The sequence below is a fragment of the Pseudomonas fakonensis genome, assembly GCF_019139895.1.
In the GTDB taxonomy this organism is placed as follows: Bacteria; Pseudomonadota; Gammaproteobacteria; order Pseudomonadales; family Pseudomonadaceae; genus Aquipseudomonas; species Aquipseudomonas fakonensis.
In genome coordinates this window covers 5,766,950-5,781,271 of record NZ_CP077076.1, presented here as the reverse complement: position 1 = coordinate 5,781,271, position 14,322 = coordinate 5,766,950, and the positions used below count along the sequence as shown (strand labels likewise).

General features: G+C 64.1%; 18 protein-coding genes. 7 read left to right on the top strand and 11 right to left on the bottom strand.

The window, feature by feature from the left end; all coding sequences use genetic code 11:
- Positions 1-13: 13 nt before the first annotated feature.
- Positions 14-724: a monofunctional biosynthetic peptidoglycan transglycosylase gene (gene mtgA / locus KSS94_RS25480; protein ID WP_217840784.1), complete on the bottom strand. Its 711-nt coding sequence runs from the start codon at positions 722-724 to the stop codon at positions 14-16.
- Between the two features lie 64 nt (positions 725-788).
- Between mtgA and KSS94_RS25475 the strand changes: the two genes are divergently transcribed.
- From KSS94_RS25475 to KSS94_RS25455, 5 genes are all read left to right on the top strand, one after another.
- Complete coding sequence (locus KSS94_RS25475; protein ID WP_217840783.1) at positions 789-1,160, top strand: DUF423 domain-containing protein; 372 nt, start codon at positions 789-791, stop codon at positions 1,158-1,160.
- Between the two features lie 103 nt (positions 1,161-1,263).
- Positions 1,264-1,464, top strand: coding sequence for a sulfur carrier protein ThiS (gene thiS, locus KSS94_RS25470; protein ID WP_166885687.1), 201 nt, complete (start codon positions 1,264-1,266; stop codon positions 1,462-1,464).
- A gap of 54 nt (positions 1,465-1,518) precedes the next feature.
- Positions 1,519-2,331: a thiazole synthase gene (locus KSS94_RS25465; protein WP_217840782.1), complete on the top strand. Its 813-nt coding sequence runs from the start codon at positions 1,519-1,521 to the stop codon at positions 2,329-2,331.
- 9 nt (positions 2,332-2,340) lie between these two features.
- A complete protein-coding gene (trmB, locus tag KSS94_RS25460) occupies positions 2,341-3,063 on the top strand; it encodes a tRNA (guanosine(46)-N7)-methyltransferase TrmB (RefSeq protein ID WP_217840781.1) in 723 nt (240 codons plus the stop codon).
- A 735-nt stretch (positions 3,064-3,798) separates the two neighbouring features.
- Positions 3,799-5,190, top strand: a complete 1,392-nt coding sequence (locus KSS94_RS25455) for a hypothetical protein (RefSeq protein WP_217840780.1) — start codon at positions 3,799-3,801, stop codon at positions 5,188-5,190.
- 56 nt (positions 5,191-5,246) lie between these two features.
- On the opposite strand, the gene KSS94_RS25450 is transcribed toward KSS94_RS25455, so the two are convergent.
- From KSS94_RS25450 to KSS94_RS25410, 9 genes are all read right to left on the bottom strand, one after another.
- On the bottom strand, positions 5,247-5,573 hold the full coding sequence (locus tag KSS94_RS25450; RefSeq protein ID WP_217840779.1) for a DUF3392 family protein: 327 nt from the start codon (positions 5,571-5,573) through the stop codon (positions 5,247-5,249).
- 9 nt (positions 5,574-5,582) lie between these two features.
- Positions 5,583-6,761, bottom strand: a complete 1,179-nt coding sequence (gene hemW, locus KSS94_RS25445) for a radical SAM family heme chaperone HemW (RefSeq protein WP_217840778.1) — start codon at positions 6,759-6,761, stop codon at positions 5,583-5,585.
- Positions 6,758-7,354, bottom strand: coding sequence for an RdgB/HAM1 family non-canonical purine NTP pyrophosphatase (rdgB, locus tag KSS94_RS25440; protein ID WP_217840777.1), 597 nt, complete (start codon positions 7,352-7,354; stop codon positions 6,758-6,760). Before rdgB ends, hemW begins: the two co-directional genes overlap by 4 nt.
- The gene (locus KSS94_RS25435) at positions 7,351-7,785 is read right to left on the bottom strand and encodes a DUF4426 domain-containing protein (protein ID WP_217840776.1); all 435 of its coding nucleotides are present in this window, start codon (positions 7,783-7,785) and stop codon (positions 7,351-7,353) included. The genes rdgB and KSS94_RS25435 overlap by 4 nt, the downstream gene beginning before the upstream one ends.
- Before the next feature lie 25 nt (positions 7,786-7,810).
- On the bottom strand, positions 7,811-8,431 hold the full coding sequence (gene metW / locus KSS94_RS25430; protein WP_217840775.1) for a methionine biosynthesis protein MetW: 621 nt from the start codon (positions 8,429-8,431) through the stop codon (positions 7,811-7,813).
- A 7-nt stretch (positions 8,432-8,438) separates the two neighbouring features.
- Entirely contained in the window at positions 8,439-9,578 is a 1,140-nt protein-coding gene (gene metX, locus KSS94_RS25425) for a homoserine O-succinyltransferase MetX (protein WP_217840774.1), read from the bottom strand.
- 87 nt (positions 9,579-9,665) lie between these two features.
- Positions 9,666-10,256 carry a YggT family protein gene (locus tag KSS94_RS25420; protein ID WP_217840773.1) on the bottom strand — a complete coding sequence of 197 codons (591 nt, stop codon included), beginning with the start codon at positions 10,254-10,256 and terminating at the stop codon, positions 9,666-9,668.
- 23 nt (positions 10,257-10,279) lie between these two features.
- Entirely contained in the window at positions 10,280-11,098 is an 819-nt protein-coding gene (gene proC, locus KSS94_RS25415) for a pyrroline-5-carboxylate reductase (RefSeq protein ID WP_217840772.1), read from the bottom strand.
- A 38-nt stretch (positions 11,099-11,136) separates the two neighbouring features.
- Positions 11,137-11,829, bottom strand: coding sequence for a YggS family pyridoxal phosphate-dependent enzyme (locus tag KSS94_RS25410; RefSeq protein ID WP_217840771.1), 693 nt, complete (start codon positions 11,827-11,829; stop codon positions 11,137-11,139).
- Between the two features lie 67 nt (positions 11,830-11,896).
- Between KSS94_RS25410 and KSS94_RS25405 the strand changes: the two genes are divergently transcribed.
- Positions 11,897-12,892: a type IV pilus twitching motility protein PilT gene (locus KSS94_RS25405; protein WP_217840770.1), complete on the top strand. Its 996-nt coding sequence runs from the start codon at positions 11,897-11,899 to the stop codon at positions 12,890-12,892.
- Between the two features lie 191 nt (positions 12,893-13,083).
- Here KSS94_RS25405 and KSS94_RS25400 read toward each other — a convergent pair whose 3' ends face one another.
- Positions 13,084-13,728 (bottom strand): C40 family peptidase, encoded by a 645-nt coding sequence (locus KSS94_RS25400; RefSeq protein WP_217840769.1) that lies wholly within the window; start codon positions 13,726-13,728, stop codon positions 13,084-13,086.
- Between the two features lie 157 nt (positions 13,729-13,885).
- Here KSS94_RS25400 and KSS94_RS25395 point away from each other — a divergent pair, with 157 nt between their 5' ends.
- Positions 13,886-14,311, top strand: a complete 426-nt coding sequence (locus KSS94_RS25395; RefSeq protein ID WP_217840768.1) for an NINE protein — start codon at positions 13,886-13,888, stop codon at positions 14,309-14,311.
- Positions 14,312-14,322: the final 11 nt, after the last annotated feature.

Genomic DNA, 14,322 nt, shown 5'->3' with positions numbered 1-14,322 from the left:
GCAGCGCAAGACCTTACGGCCTGCGCGAAGCGTCCAGTTGCATGAGGTAGCTCGGCCCGCCCAGCTGGCTCATCTGCCGGCGGATCCACCCGGCGCGGCTGGCCACATAAGCGCTGGGGCGGCTGGCGCTCCACTTGATCGGGCTCGGTAGCACTGCAGCCAGTTGCGCGGCCTGTTGCCGGGTCAGGCGGCTGGCGTCCACACCGAAGTGATAGCGCGCCGCAGCCTGGGCGCCGAATACGCCCTTGCCCCACTCGGCACTGTTCAAATACACCTCAAGGATGCGCTCCTTGGGCCAGAACAGCTCGATCAGCGCTGTGAACCAGGCCTCCAGCCCCTTGCGCAGCCAGCTGCGGCCAGACCACAGGAACAGGTTCTTCGCCACTTGTTGCGTGAGTGTGCTGGCGCCGCGGACCTTGCCGCCACGCTCGTTGTAGGCCAGCGCCGCCTGGATGGCCGGGATATCGAAGCCCCAGTGGCTGGCGAACTTCTGGTCTTCGCCGGCGATCACTGCCACCTTGAGCTCATCGGAGATACCTTCCCAGGGCGTCCAGTCGCGCTGCAGGTCGATCGGCTCGCCACTGGCCCACGACTGCACCTTGCGCTCGACCATCAGCGCAGTGCCAGGTGGCGGCACCCAGCGCAGAACCAGGACCACGACGATGCTGCCGGCAGCGAACCAGAGCAGGGCGCGGGTGAGGCGACGCAGAATGGATGACAGCATGGTGATGGCTTGGCCCGACGGATGGAACGGGCCATTATACAGACCCCTTTCGAGGAGTCGTCCCATGCTTCGCAGCTTCCTGATGCTTGCCGCGTTCTTCGGCTTTACCGGTGTCGCCCTGGGGGCGTTCGCCGCCCATGGCTTGAAAAACCGCCTGACGGCCGATTACCTGGCGATCTTCCATACCGGCGTCACCTACCAGCTGGTGCATGCCCTGGCGATCTTCGGCGTGGCGGTGCTTGCCGCGCACTTGCCCGGCCGGCTGGTGGGTTGGGCCGGTGGTTTGTTTGCCTTAGGCATAGTGCTGTTCTCCGGCAGCCTCTACCTGCTCACCCTCACCGGTGTGGGCAAGCTCGGCATCATCACCCCCATCGGCGGCCTGTGCTTCCTGGCCGGCTGGCTGTGCCTGGGGCTGGCCGCCTGGCGCCTGGGCTGACCGAGCGGTCCACAATCGCGACTAATGGCGTCAGCTGCCCTTGGGTTGCGAGGTGGATCGGGGCTAGAATGCGTGCCCCCAAAGAACAATGGTGGCCGTGCGCATGCGCATCCAATTGAACGGTGAGCCTTACGAACTGCCCGCAGGCGAGAGCGTCGCGGCGCTGCTGGGCCGGCTGGAGCTGGCCGGCCGCCGGGTGGCGGTGGAACTGAACCTGGACATCGTGCCGCGCAGCCAGCACGAAAGCACGCTGTTGAGCGAAGGCGACCAGGTCGAAGTGGTCCACGCCATTGGCGGCGGTTGAGCAATTACCCGGCGCTTCACCCGATAGCCCCGTAACCTTTGCAGAGGAACATCGATGAGCAACGTTCGCAGCGACAAGCCTTTCATCCTGGCCGGGCGTACTTTCCAGTCGCGCCTGCTGGTCGGCACCGGCAAATACCGTGACATGGAAGAAACCCGCCTGGCCACCGAGGCCTCGGGTTCCGAGATCGTCACCGTAGCTGTGCGCCGTACCAACCTGGGCCAGAATGCCGGCGAGCCGAACCTGCTCGATGTGCTGTCGCCCGACAAGTACACCATCCTGCCGAACACTGCTGGTTGCTATGACGCGGTCGAGGCGGTGCGCACCTGCCGCCTGGCCCGTGAGCTGCTCGAGGGTCACAAGTCCCACGAGACTCGCACCCTGGTGAAGCTGGAAGTGCTGGCCGATCAGAAAACCCTGTTCCCCAACGTGATCGAGACCCTCAAGGCCGCCGAAGTGCTGGTCAAGGAAGGTTTCGACGTGATGGTCTACACCAGCGACGACCCGATCATCGCCCGTCAGCTGGCCGAAGCCGGCTGCATCGCAGTGATGCCGCTGGCCGGCCTGATCGGCACCGGCCTGGGTATCTGCAACCCCTACAACCTGCAGATCATCCTCGAGGAATCGAAAGTGCCGGTGCTGGTCGATGCCGGTGTGGGTACCGCTTCCGACGCCACCATCGCCATGGAGATGGGCTGCGAAGCGGTGCTGATGAACTCGGCCATCGCCCACGCCCAGCAACCGGTCGTGATGGCCGAGGCCATGAAGCACGCCATTCTCGCTGGCCGCATGGCGTACCTCGCCGGGCGCATGCCGAAGAAACTCTATGCCAGCGCGTCCTCGCCGCTGGAAGGTCTGATCAAGTAAGAGCCCCCGATGACTGACTCGCAAGAAACGCCGATCACCGCCGAAGGCGAAGAGCGCCCGCACCGCCGCATCAAGAGCTTCGTGATGCGCGCCGGGCGCATGACCGAAGGCCAGCAACGCGGCCTGGACCAGGGCGGCCCGCAGTTCATCCTGCCGTTGGCCGACAGCCCGGTGGACTACGACCAGGTGTTCGGCCGTTCGGCGCCGCGCACCCTGGAGATCGGTTTCGGCATGGGCCACTCGCTGCTGGAAATGGCCGCGGCCTCGCCCGAGCTGGACTTCATCGGTGTGGAAGTGCACCGCCCGGGTGTCGGTGCACTGCTCAACGGTGTGCTGACCCAAGGCCTTACGAACCTGCGGGTGTACGACTGCGACGCCATCGAAGTGCTCAACCGCTGCGTGGCCGACAACAGCCTTGACCGGCTGATGCTGTTCTTCCCCGACCCATGGCACAAGGCGCGCCACCACAAGCGCCGTATCGTGCAGGCAGGCTTTGCCGAGCTGGTACGCAGCAAGCTCAAGGTGGGCGGCGTGTTCCACATGGCCACCGACTGGGAGCCCTATGCCGAGTACATGCTGGAAGTGATGAGCGTGGCGCCGGGCTATCGCAACCAGGCCGCCGATGGAGCTTACGTGCCACGCCCTGAAGAGCGCCCGATCACCAAGTTCGAGCGCCGTGGCGAGCGCCTTGGGCATGGAGTGTGGGACCTCAAGTTCGAGAGGGTCGACTGAGCTGCCGACGCTCTCTGGTGCCCGGGCCTGCATAACTGCAGGTGAAAAAAAACCGCCTTATGAAGGGCGGTTTTTTGTATGCGGGCTTCGGGTTACGAGGCCTAAGCCTGCGGCACTTCGATTTCACTGGAGATAATCCACAAACGCGATACTAGGACGCGCTTGAAGGTGCGTCAATCGAGGAAATATCCAGCATCAGGTGTGACTGAGCGGGTAACAGTCTTGAGTACTCCGCTGGCGTAAGATCGCTTCGCTCTCGTGAGAGTATTTCCAGTGGCGGGCCGGTGATGAATTCGTTTCGTTAACTCGGCCCCTTCGACGCGGCCTACGAACCGCGCCGGTGCGATGCTCGAAGGGCCATCAACCTGGCCACTTCACTGGAGATAATCCACACGATCTCCGAAGGTGTCGAAGTGCCGGTTAGACACTGGAAGATTGGCCCAGCCAACACGGAGGCCAAGGCTTATGAAGCGTTTGCTGAATATGCTGAGCCGCGTCTGGAAGCTCGTTCGGGTGCTGATCCTTTTCAGAACCCTGAGGGATTTCCTGCGTGATCACTTCGATGATGCCCGCTAAGGGTTGATCGGGTGAGGGGCCGCCCCGGCTGGCCGGGGCGGCCTTTTAGTCAGCAGCTTCGACAAGGGCGCAAATAGCAAATGTTATGACCTGCTGCCAGGTCCGAAATGTGAGCCTCCTGTCCTGGGCGATATGCCCTAACAAGCCAGGAGACCTTTCATGATCGCTACACGCCTGTTGCCCCTCGCATTGATCTTCGCCGCTTCTGCAGCCTGCTCGAGCGTCAATGCGCAGGCCTCTTCCCCGGCCACGGTGCAAAGCCTGGACCGCTCCGCCATCGCCCGCTACGACCGCACCTGGCGTGCAGCATCGGTACTCTTCGGGCCGGGACAAGCCCAGCGGAGCACGGCATTTCTTATCGACAATGGCAACGATGGTGCGCCGGCGCTGCTGGTCGCCAGTGGCCATGCGGTGGATGAGCGCTCCGATATTGTTGCCGAGCAGCTTGCCGGGCGGGGGCACGTCACGTTCGAAGGTATCGACGGGGCGGTGTTCAAGGTCGCGCATATTCGCTACACATCGCAGCGGGGTCTGGACTTTGCCGTGTTCGAGTTGACGCAGACCCAGGGCGCACTCAAGGCACTGGGGATCGTGCCCATGGTGCTGGCCGGGCGCAGAGCCCGCGAGGGCGATACGGTTACCGTTGAAGCGGGGGTGAGCGGTGTGGTTGACGGTAGCGTCCACTGGCCGACTCAAGATCTGGCGCGAATCGATTTGAAGACCGGGCGAGGCTTTTTGCAGCGGCATCTGCTGCTGATGGAGGGCGCCCTGCTGCAGCCCGGCGATTCCGGCAGCCCGGTGCTGGAGCCGGCAACCGGCGCAGTCCTCGCTGTTGCCCACACCCGTAGCCCGCGAGGAGGCGAAGCATCGGACTTGAGCTTCTTGCCTGCTTGCCTGAACAACGGGTTGTTCGACGCTAACGCAGCCGGCTGCGACTTGAACCACGTATTCAATGTTGCGCTGGACGAAGATGATGACCGCATGATCTACAAGGTTGGCAGTAGCGCGGTGCAGATCAGCCAGGTTCTGCATTCGACCACGACGCTGTACCAGACAAAACTCGCCCAGTGGCCGGACCAGTGCGAGCAGGCCGACGGCTATGGCCCGGTGCAAGCATCGGGGAGTCCGATCAATGTACCGATCGAGGGCGTTACCCTGGCGCCGGAGAACCCGACCGTGCTCGCGCTGTGTGTCTGGGGGCGTGAAGCGCAGGGGCCGGAACCTGCGAACCGCAATGCCCTTGCCCTGCCTGTTGTGGTGCACCCGAAAGGCCCGGCCACACAGCCTGAGTTGAACATCGACCCGCCCTACAAAGACTTGGAGGGCCGTAATGCCTATCTTGTAACCGTCGAGCCCGAGCAGGTGCTGTTCAAGCGGGTCGAACTCAAGAGCGGGCCTTGGCACTCCATCGACTGTGGTGACGAGTCGGGTTACCGGGCGCTGGCAGGTATAAGAAAGGTTGCGGTGACGGAAGACACCCGGCTGTGCGCGGTCGGTGTCGATTACGCCGGGCAGCGCTCACAACCGCTGGAGATGAAGTTGCTACCGTGAGGCAAACCTGCAACCCATGAAAACCGCCCCGCAAGAGGCGGTTTTTCAGTTGGCGATCAGCCGCGCCTGTCGGCCACCACGCCAATCAGCACCAGCACCACCAGCAGCACCGGCGCCAGCGCATAGTTGTTGAACTGCGCCAGCCCTCTGACCACCCACGGCGTTGCATAGATCAGCGCTGCGCCACTGCCGATCATCACCAGCAAGGCCATGAACGGCACGCGCAGGGCGCCGGCCAGGCCGCCCAGGCGCGCTTCCACCCAGCTTTTGATATCGGTGCCGAACAGCACCAGCAGGCAGCCCACCAGGGCCAGCGAGATCTCCGACAGGTTGCTGCGGCTCCAGCGGGAAACGGTCGAGAGCAGGTCAAGTACCAGGTCCATGGGTCATCCTTAGTTCAAGAAGTACTGCAGCAGGTCGTTGAGGAACAGCTGGCCCCTGGGTGTTGCCGCCAGTCGATCCGGTTCGACCTGCAAAAGGCCTTTTTGTTCGGCGTCACGGCGCGCCCGGGCCAGTTGCGCCAGCGGCAGGCCGGTGCGCTGGGTGAACAGTTCGGCTTCCACGCCATCGGTGAGGCGCAGGGCGTTCATCAGGAACTCGAACGGCAGCTCGTCGGCCGGCAGCAGCTTTTCGCCGGCTTTGAACGGCTTGGCCGGGTTCAGGTAGTCCTTGGGCAGGCGGGTCTTCCAGGTGCGCAAAATGCGCCCGTCCGGGAACGACAGCTTGCCGTGGGCGCCCGCGCCAATGCCGATGAAGTCGCCAAAGCGCCAGTAATTGAGGTTGTGGCGCGCAGCGCGACCGGCCTGGGCGTAGGCCGAGACTTCGTATTGCTGGTAACCATGCTTGGCCATCAGCGCCTGGCCGGCTTCCTGGATATCCCAGAGGATGTCGTCCTCGGGCAGTTCGGGTGGCTGGTTCCAGAATACGGTGTTGGGTTCGACGGTCAGCTGATACCAGGACAGGTGCGTCGGCGCCAGGTCGATGGCGGTGCGCAGGTCACCCAGGGCGTCCTCGAGCGACTGGTCCGGCAGGCCGTGCATCAGGTCCATGTTGAAATTGTCGAAGCCCGCCGCACGCGCCATGTCGGCGGCGCGTATCGCTTCGTCACCGTTGTGGATGCGCCCGAGCTTTTCCAGCTTGGTAGCTTGGAAGCTTTGCACGCCGATGGACAGGCGGTTGATGCCGGTCTGCCGGTAGGCCTTGAACTTTTCCTGCTCGAACGTACCGGGGTTGGCTTCGAGGGTGATCTCGATGTCGGCTGCGAACGGGATGCGTTGTTCCACGCCACGCAGCAGGCGCCCCAGGGCATCGGCACTGAACAGGCTCGGAGTGCCGCCGCCAAAGAAGATGGTGCTGATCGGGCGCCCCTGCACGGCAGGCAGTTCCTGCTCCAGATCAGCCAGCAGGGCGTCGATGTACTCGTTTTCAGGCAGCGTTGGCCCGGCCTGGTGCGAGTTGAAGTCGCAGTAGGGGCACTTGCGCACGCACCAGGGAATATGGATGTACAGCGACAGCGGCGGCAGCTCGGGAAGGATCAGCCCCGCCGACTGTGGGGACGGCTTTACGGTCATGCCAGGCCCAGGCGTTGACGCAGCAGGGCCATGGCGCGGGCGCGGTGGCTGAGCTGGTTCTTGTCGACAGGGGCGAGGTCGGCGCTGGAGCACTTGCGTTCCGGCACCCAGAACAGCGGGTCGTAGCCAAAACCATGCTCGCCGCTGGCCTCGAACAGGATGCTGCCGTGCCACAGGCCTTCGCAGAGGATTGGCAGCGGGTCGTCGGCATGGCGCACCAGGGCCAGCACGCAGACGAACTGCGCGCCGCGCTGCTCTGGCGGCACGTCTTTCAGTGCTTCGAGCAGCTTGGCGTTGTTCGCCGCATCACCCTTGCCATCGGCGTAGCGCGCCGAATAGATGCCAGGGGCACCGCCCAGAAAGTCCACCGCCAGGCCTGAGTCGTCGGCCAGTGCCGGCAGGCCGGAAATGCGTGCGGCATTGCGCGCCTTGAGGATGGCGTTCTCGACGAACGACAGGCCGGTTTCTTCCGGCTCCACCTGGCTGAATTCGCCGATCGAGCGCAGCTGCACGGCCTCGCCGAGCATGGCCTGCAGTTCCTTGAGCTTGCCGGCGTTGTGGCTGGCCAATACGAGTTGGGTAAGATTCATCATTCGCCTGGGAATACTTCCTGGTTGAAACTGAGTTTATGGCTGACGCCGCCGGTTTCGACGTTCAGGTCGAATGTCAGGGTTTCGGCCTGGTCGATCTTGAACTGGGCGATGTAGTACACCGCACCTTGGTCAGTGATCTGTTTGAACGACAGCGGGCTACTGCGCCCGGTAAGGTCTTTCACCGTGCCGCTGACCACCGCCATGGCCGGTTTGTCGGCCTTGAGCACGGCAACGTTGAGCACGCCCTGGTTCTTGCTGCGGGTGAGCCCCGTGGCTGCCGCGATATCGGGCTGCAACATGCTCGAGGTGAAGGCGCTGTAGTGGACCGTCACATCGCCGAACGCTTCCTTGCGCTCGGGCCTGGCGGCATCGGCAGCCAGTGCCGGCAAGGCCAGGCACAGGCTGATCAGAAACAGTGCAAGACGACGCATGATGCCATTCCTCCGTTCGCGAAGGTCAGACCGCGAGCTGGTGCTCCTGCAGGCCCGGGCTGCTGACCCGATAGATACCGATTTCTCCTAGAAGATTAGGCCAAAGCCGGCCGCCCAACCCGTTACGGTGCAGGTGGTCGACGGCCAGGCGATCGAGCACCTTGGCGTTGCGGTCGTGGCACAGGTTCTCGAAGTCTTCGAAGGTGCAGAAGTGGATGTTCGGGGTGTTGTACCAGGTGTACGGCATGAAGTCGGACACCGGCATACGCCCCTTGGTGGCCAGGTACCAGCGGCAGCGCCAGTGGCCGAAGTTGGGGAAGGTGATGATGCACTGGCGGCCGACGCGCAGCATCTCGTCGAGGATCCGGTCGGGGTACTCCACGGCCTGCAGGGCCTGGGTCATGACCACCACGTCGAAGCTGTTGCTGGCGAAGTTGCCCAGGCCCTTGTCCAGGTCCTGCTCGATGACGTTGACGCCCTTGGCCACGCACTCGGCGATGTTGTCGGCGTCGATTTCCAGGCCGTAGCCGGTGACGTTCTTGCGCTCGCGTAGCGAGGCCAGCAGTTCGCCGTTGCCGCAGCCAAGGTCGAGTACCCGGCTGCCGGCGGGGATCCAGTCGTGGATGATTTCCAGGTCGGCTCTCATGGGGCCCTCAGACGCTGATGCGGTTCATGTAGTTGGCGAAACCCTGCATGTAGCGAGGCGTCGGGATGAGGAAGGCGTCGTGGCCGTAGGGCGAGTCGATGTCCAGGTAGCAGACGTTCTTGCGCGCAGCCATCAGCGCATTGACGATCTCCCGCGAGCGGGCCGGCGAGAAGCGCCAGTCGGTGGTGAACGACATGATGCAGAAGTCCGCCGTGACGTGGGCCAGGGTGGCGGCCAGGTCGCCGCCGTGGGCGGCTGCCGGGTCGTAGTAGTCCAGCGCCTTGGTCATCAGCAGGTAGGTGTTGGCGTCGAAGCGCCCGGAAAACTCCTCGCCCTGGTAGCGCAGGTAGCTTTCGACCTGGAACTCGACGCTGTGGAAGTCGTAGTTGAGCTTGTCGCTTTTCAGTTCGCGGCCGAATTTCTCGCCCATCGAGTCATCCGACAGGTAGGTGATGTGGCCGACCATGCGCGCCAGCATCAGGCCGCGCTTGGGGATCACGCCCTGGTCCTGGAACGAGCCGCCGTGGAACTCGGGGTCGGTGAGGATGGCCTGGCGCGCCACTTCGTTGAAGGCGATGTTCTGCGCCGACAGCTTGGGGGCCGAGGCGATGTCCACGCAGTGGCGCACGCGGTCCGGGTAGGTCATGGTCCATTGCAGCGCCTGCATGCCGCCCAGGCTGCCGCCGACGATGGCGGCCCAGGTGTGGATGCCCAGGCGGTCGGCCAGGCGCGCCTGGCTGTGCACCCAGTCGACCACCGTGAGTACCGGGAAATCGGCGCCATAGGGCTTGCCGGTGGCCGGGTTGACGCTGCTGGGGCCGGTGCTGCCGTTGCAGCCGCCAAGGTTGTTCAGGCTGACCACGAAGAAGCGGTTGGTGTCGATCGGCTTGCCCGGGCCGATGCAGCTGTCCCACCAGCCCGGCTTGCGGTCGCTGGCAGCATGGTAGCCGGCGGCGTGGTGGTGGCCGGACAGCGCGTGGCAGATCAGCACGGCGTTGCTGGCAGTGGCGTTGAGCTGGCCGTAGGTTTCGTAGATGAGTTCGTACGAGGCCAGCGAGCGGCCACAGGCCAGGGCCAACGGTTCATCGAACCGGGCGATCTGGGGGGTTACCAGACCGACGGAATCTTCGGGAAAGACAGTGGACATCGACCCTGCTCACGCTTGACGGAGGCGTAAGTCTAAAGAGCGCTACCCCCTGCGGCAAGCAATGGCTTGCCGCAGGGTGAAGGTGGCTCAGATCATCCGCCACAGCTCCTGCGGCATACCGGCGTAGGCCGCCAGTTGCGGCATCAGGAAGGACTGGATCACCTGGATGGCGATGAAGGCGAAGATCGGCGAAATATCCATGCCGCCCAGGTTCGGCACGATGCGCCGGAACGGTGCCAGCACCGGTTCGGCGATCTGGTAGGCCAGCTCTGCTGCGGGGTTGTGGCTGTTGGGTGCGACCCACGAGACGATCACCATCACGATCATCGCCACCCAGAAGATTTTCAGGAACAGCGAGGTGATGCCGAGGATGGCCCACATCAGCAGGTGCAGCACATCGCCGAAGGTGCCATAGGTGACCATCAGTACGAAGGCCATCAGCAGCGCCTGGATGACGATCGACAGCAGCAGCGACGAGGTATCCAGGCCGGCGATGCTGGGGATCACCCGGCGCAGCGGCTTGAGCAGCGGCTGGGTGGCGCGTACCGCAAACTGGCTCAACGGGTTGTAGAAGTCGGCCTTGACCAGTTGCAGCACGAAGCGCAGCAGGACGATCACCAGGTACAGGCTGACCAGGGTTTGCACCACGAAAATCGCGGCGCCGGACAGTGCATTCATTCAACGGCTCCTTATTGGCCCGGTTATTTGCCCAGTTGTTCGGCCAGCTCCGCAGAGCGGTGGGCGGCGGCTTGCAGTGCCTGTTCGACGATGGCCTCGAAACCGCTGGCCTGGAACGACTTGATCGCCGCTTCCGTGGTGCCGGCGGGCGAGGTGACGCGGCGGCGCAGCTCGGCGGCGTCGACATCGCTGGCAACCGCCATGTGCGCGGCGCCCAGGGCGGTCTGCAGGGTCAGTTGCGAGGCGGTTTCGCGCGGCAGGCCGAGTTTTTCGCCCGCTGCGGTCATGGCCTCGATCAGCAGGAAGAAGTATGCCGGCCCGCTGCCGGAAACGGCGGTGACGGCGTCCAGCTGCTGCTCCTGCTCCAGCCACAGGGCAGTACCCACGGCCGAAAGCAGTTGCTCGGCGTGTTGGCGCTGTGCGGCGGACACTTCAGAGGTGGCGTACAGGCCGCTGACGCCCTGGCGCAGCAGCGCCGGGGTGTTGGGCATGCAGCGCACCACCGGGATGGCGCCCAGCCAGGCCTGCAGGCTGGCGCAGGTGATGCCAGCGGCGATGGAAACGACCAGTTGGCCAGGCTTGAGGCTTGGCTTGAGGGTTTCGCAGACCGCCTTCATGACCTGCGGTTTGACCGCCAGCACGATCACATCAGCGCCATCGATGGCCTGGGCGTTGCTTTCGAATGCTTCGATGCCGTGTTCGGCCTGCACCCGTGCGCGGGTCTCGGCGCCCGGGTCGCTGGCGCGAATCTGCGCGGCGTCCAGGCCCTGGGCGCGCAGGCCGCCGATCAGGCTGGCGGCCATGTTGCCGGCGCCGATAAAGGCAATACGAGTCTTGCTCATGTCAGGTCCTTTCAGGAAAGCGTGAGTTAAGCATGGAATCAGGGCTGGCCGTAATCGCGGGCACCGAACAGCGCGGTGCCGATGCGTACCCAGGTCGCGCCCTGGGCAATGGCGGCCTCGAGGTCGTGGCTCATGCCCATCGACAAGGTGTCCAGGCCCAGGCCCAGGCCCAGTTGCGTTTGCAACTGGCGCAGGGTGGCGAAGGCGGCTTCTTGCTCGGCGCGCTCGTCGGTCGGCTCCGGAATGGCCATCAACCCGCGCAGGCGCAGGTTGGGCAGGCTGGCGACAGCCTGGGCCAGTGCCGGCAGGTCGGACGGGGCGCAGCCGGACTTGCTGGCCTCGCCGCTGACGTTGACCTGCAGGCAGATGTTCAGCGGCGCCAGGCTGGCAGGCCGCTGTTCGGACAGGCGTTGGGCGATCTTCAGGCGGTCCACGGAATGTACCCAGTCGAAATGCTCGGCGATGGCCTTGGTCTTGTTCGACTGGATGGGGCCGATGAAGTGCCAGATCAAGGGCAGGTCAGACAGTTCCTGCTGTTTTGTCAGCGCTTCCTGAAGGTAGTTCTCGCCGAAATCGGCCAGCCCGGCCGCGTGGGCCGCGCGGATGGCGCTGGCGGGCTTGGTCTTGCTCACGGCCAGCAGTTGCACGCTGGCCGGGTCGCGGCCGGCAGCCCTGGCCGCACCCTGGATGCGGTCGCTGATGGCGCTAATGTTGTCTGCTAGGGTGGACATGGATCGTCGCCGTGCGGCTTTTGGGGTCTGCGGCATTCTACCTGCTTGATGGCTGTTGGGGAGTCTCATGGATGTGACCGACCTGCTGGCCCGCGCCGTGGCGGCCGGGGCCAGCGATCTGCACCTGGCAACCGGCGAAAGCCCGCTGCAACGCCTGGATGGCGAGCTGCGCCGCATGGGCCTGCCGCCCATGCAGCCCGAGACCCTTGAGCGTGGGCTGGCCGAATGGCTCGACGCCGGGCAACGCGAGCAATGGGCGCGCGGCGACGAACTCGATTTGGCACTTAGCCTGCCTGCGCTTGGGCGCTTTCGTTTGAACCTTTACCGTCAACGTAATGGCCCAGCCGCCAGTGCGCGGGTGATCCCGGCACGGCTTGCCTGCATCGAAGAGCTTGATCTTAATGAAGTGTTTCAAAGCATTGCGCAGCAGCGGGATGGGCTGGTGCTGGTGTGTGGAGCTACCGGTAGCGGCAAGTCCAGCACCCTGGCGGCGCTGGTCGACGGGCTGAACCGTGAGCAGGCGCTGCACATCGTCACACTCGAAGATCCCATCGAATTCATTCATTCCGGCCAGCGCAGCCTGGTCAATCAGCGTGAGATCGGCACCCACAGCCGAGACTTTGCCCAAGGGCTGCGCAGCGCCCTGCGCCAGGACCCGGATGTGATCATGATCGGCGAACTGCGCGACCTGGAGAGTATCCGCCTGGCCCTGCGCGCGGCGCAGACCGGGCACCTGGTGCTGGCCACGGTGCATGCACGTTCGGCGGTAAGTTGTGTCGAGCGGCTGGTGGAGGTATTTGCCGCTGAGGAAAAGGTGCTGGTGCGGGCGATGCTGGCCGAGTCGTTGCACATGGTGGTGGCGCAGCAGTTGTTACGGCGTGCGGGTGGCGGGCGCGTTGCAGCACGGGAGGTGCTGGTGGCGACGCCGGCGGTGCGCAACCTGATCCGCGAGGGGCGCATGGTGCAGGTGTCGTCGCTGATGCAAGCGGGTGCGGGGCAGGGGATGAGGACGATGGAGGGGGCGATGCAGGCCTTGCGATCCAATGGCCTGCTGGCAGGGTGAATGCGGCATGGCACCGGCTGCGCCGGTGTTCGCGGCTGAAGCCGCTCCCACAGGTACGGCGCTTGCTTCAGGCCTGTGCGGTACCTGTAGGAGCCGGCTTGCCGGCGATCACCGGTGAAACCGGTGCCATCCAGGGCAAGGCTGCAGGCCCCATCGCCGGCAAGCCGGCTCCTGCAGAGGTTTGGCTGGACTCAGCGCTTGGCCAGGCGCAGCGCCTGTTGTTGCTGCTCTTTGGGCAGTACGCGCTTGGCCACGACGTAGTGCTTCTGCCAGTAAGGCTTGGTCAGGTTGTCGATGCTTACCCGTTTACCGGTGCGCGGCGCATGGATGAAACGGTCGTTACCCAGGTAGATGGCAACGTGGTTGACCCGGCGGCTCTTGATGTTGAAGAAGATCAGGTCGCCGGGCTTGAGGTCGCCCTTCGCCACCTTGACGCCCTGGCCTTGGGCCATGGCGTTGGAGGTGCGCGGCAGGTCGACGTCGGCCACGTCGTTGAAGGCGTATTTGACCAGGCCGCTGCAGTCGAAGCCCTTTTTCGGGCTGCTGCCACCCCAGCGGTAGGGGGTGCCGAGCACGTTGACGGCACGGCTGAGCACTTCGCTGCTCTGCTTGGGCGACATGGCCACGGCCTGCAGCCCCTGTTGCCGGGCGGCGTTGTTCGGGCGGGCATGTACCGTGGCGTTGCGGTACTGAACGGGTGCGCGTTTCACCGATGCATCGGCGTTGGCCGTGTAGCCGGTGAAACCGCTGGGAAGACGTTGCTCACGATTGGTGGCGTGGGCGGCCAGGGGCAAAAGGAGGCAGAGGGTCAGCCATGTCTTGAAGAAAGGCGGCATAGTTGAAGCTCTTATAAGTGTTGGCGCGCAACTTTATAACAGCTTTTTGATCAAATTCTGATCCGTTGGTCGTATCAACGCGTACCATATGTCGGGCAGACACGGAAAAGTCACATTTTTCGTTAGAAAATTTTCGGCTAACCCTCGAGGGCTACGAATGAATGGTTATCAACAGGGTGGGGCGGTGAACGACACCCACAGCAAGGTCCTCGGCTACCTGCTGTGGATCTTTGGCTTCACCGGTGCCCACCGCTTCTACTACGGCAAACCGATCACCGGCACCCTCTGGTTCTTCACCCTCGGCCTGCTCGGTATCGGCTGGCTGATCGACCTGTTCCTGATCCCGTCCATGGACCGCGAGGCGGACATGCGCTTTCAGTCGGGCAGCGTCGACTACAACCTGGCGTGGGTGTTCCTGACGTTTCTGGGGGTATTCGGTGTGCACCGCCTGTACCAGGGCAAGTGGATCAGTGCGCTGATCTACCTGTTCACCGGTGGCTTGTTCCTGCTGGGGGTGCTGTATGACTTCTGGACCCTGAACAGCCAGGTGTCCGAGGTGAACGCCGAGCGGCGTCGAGCATAGCGAGGGGTGCA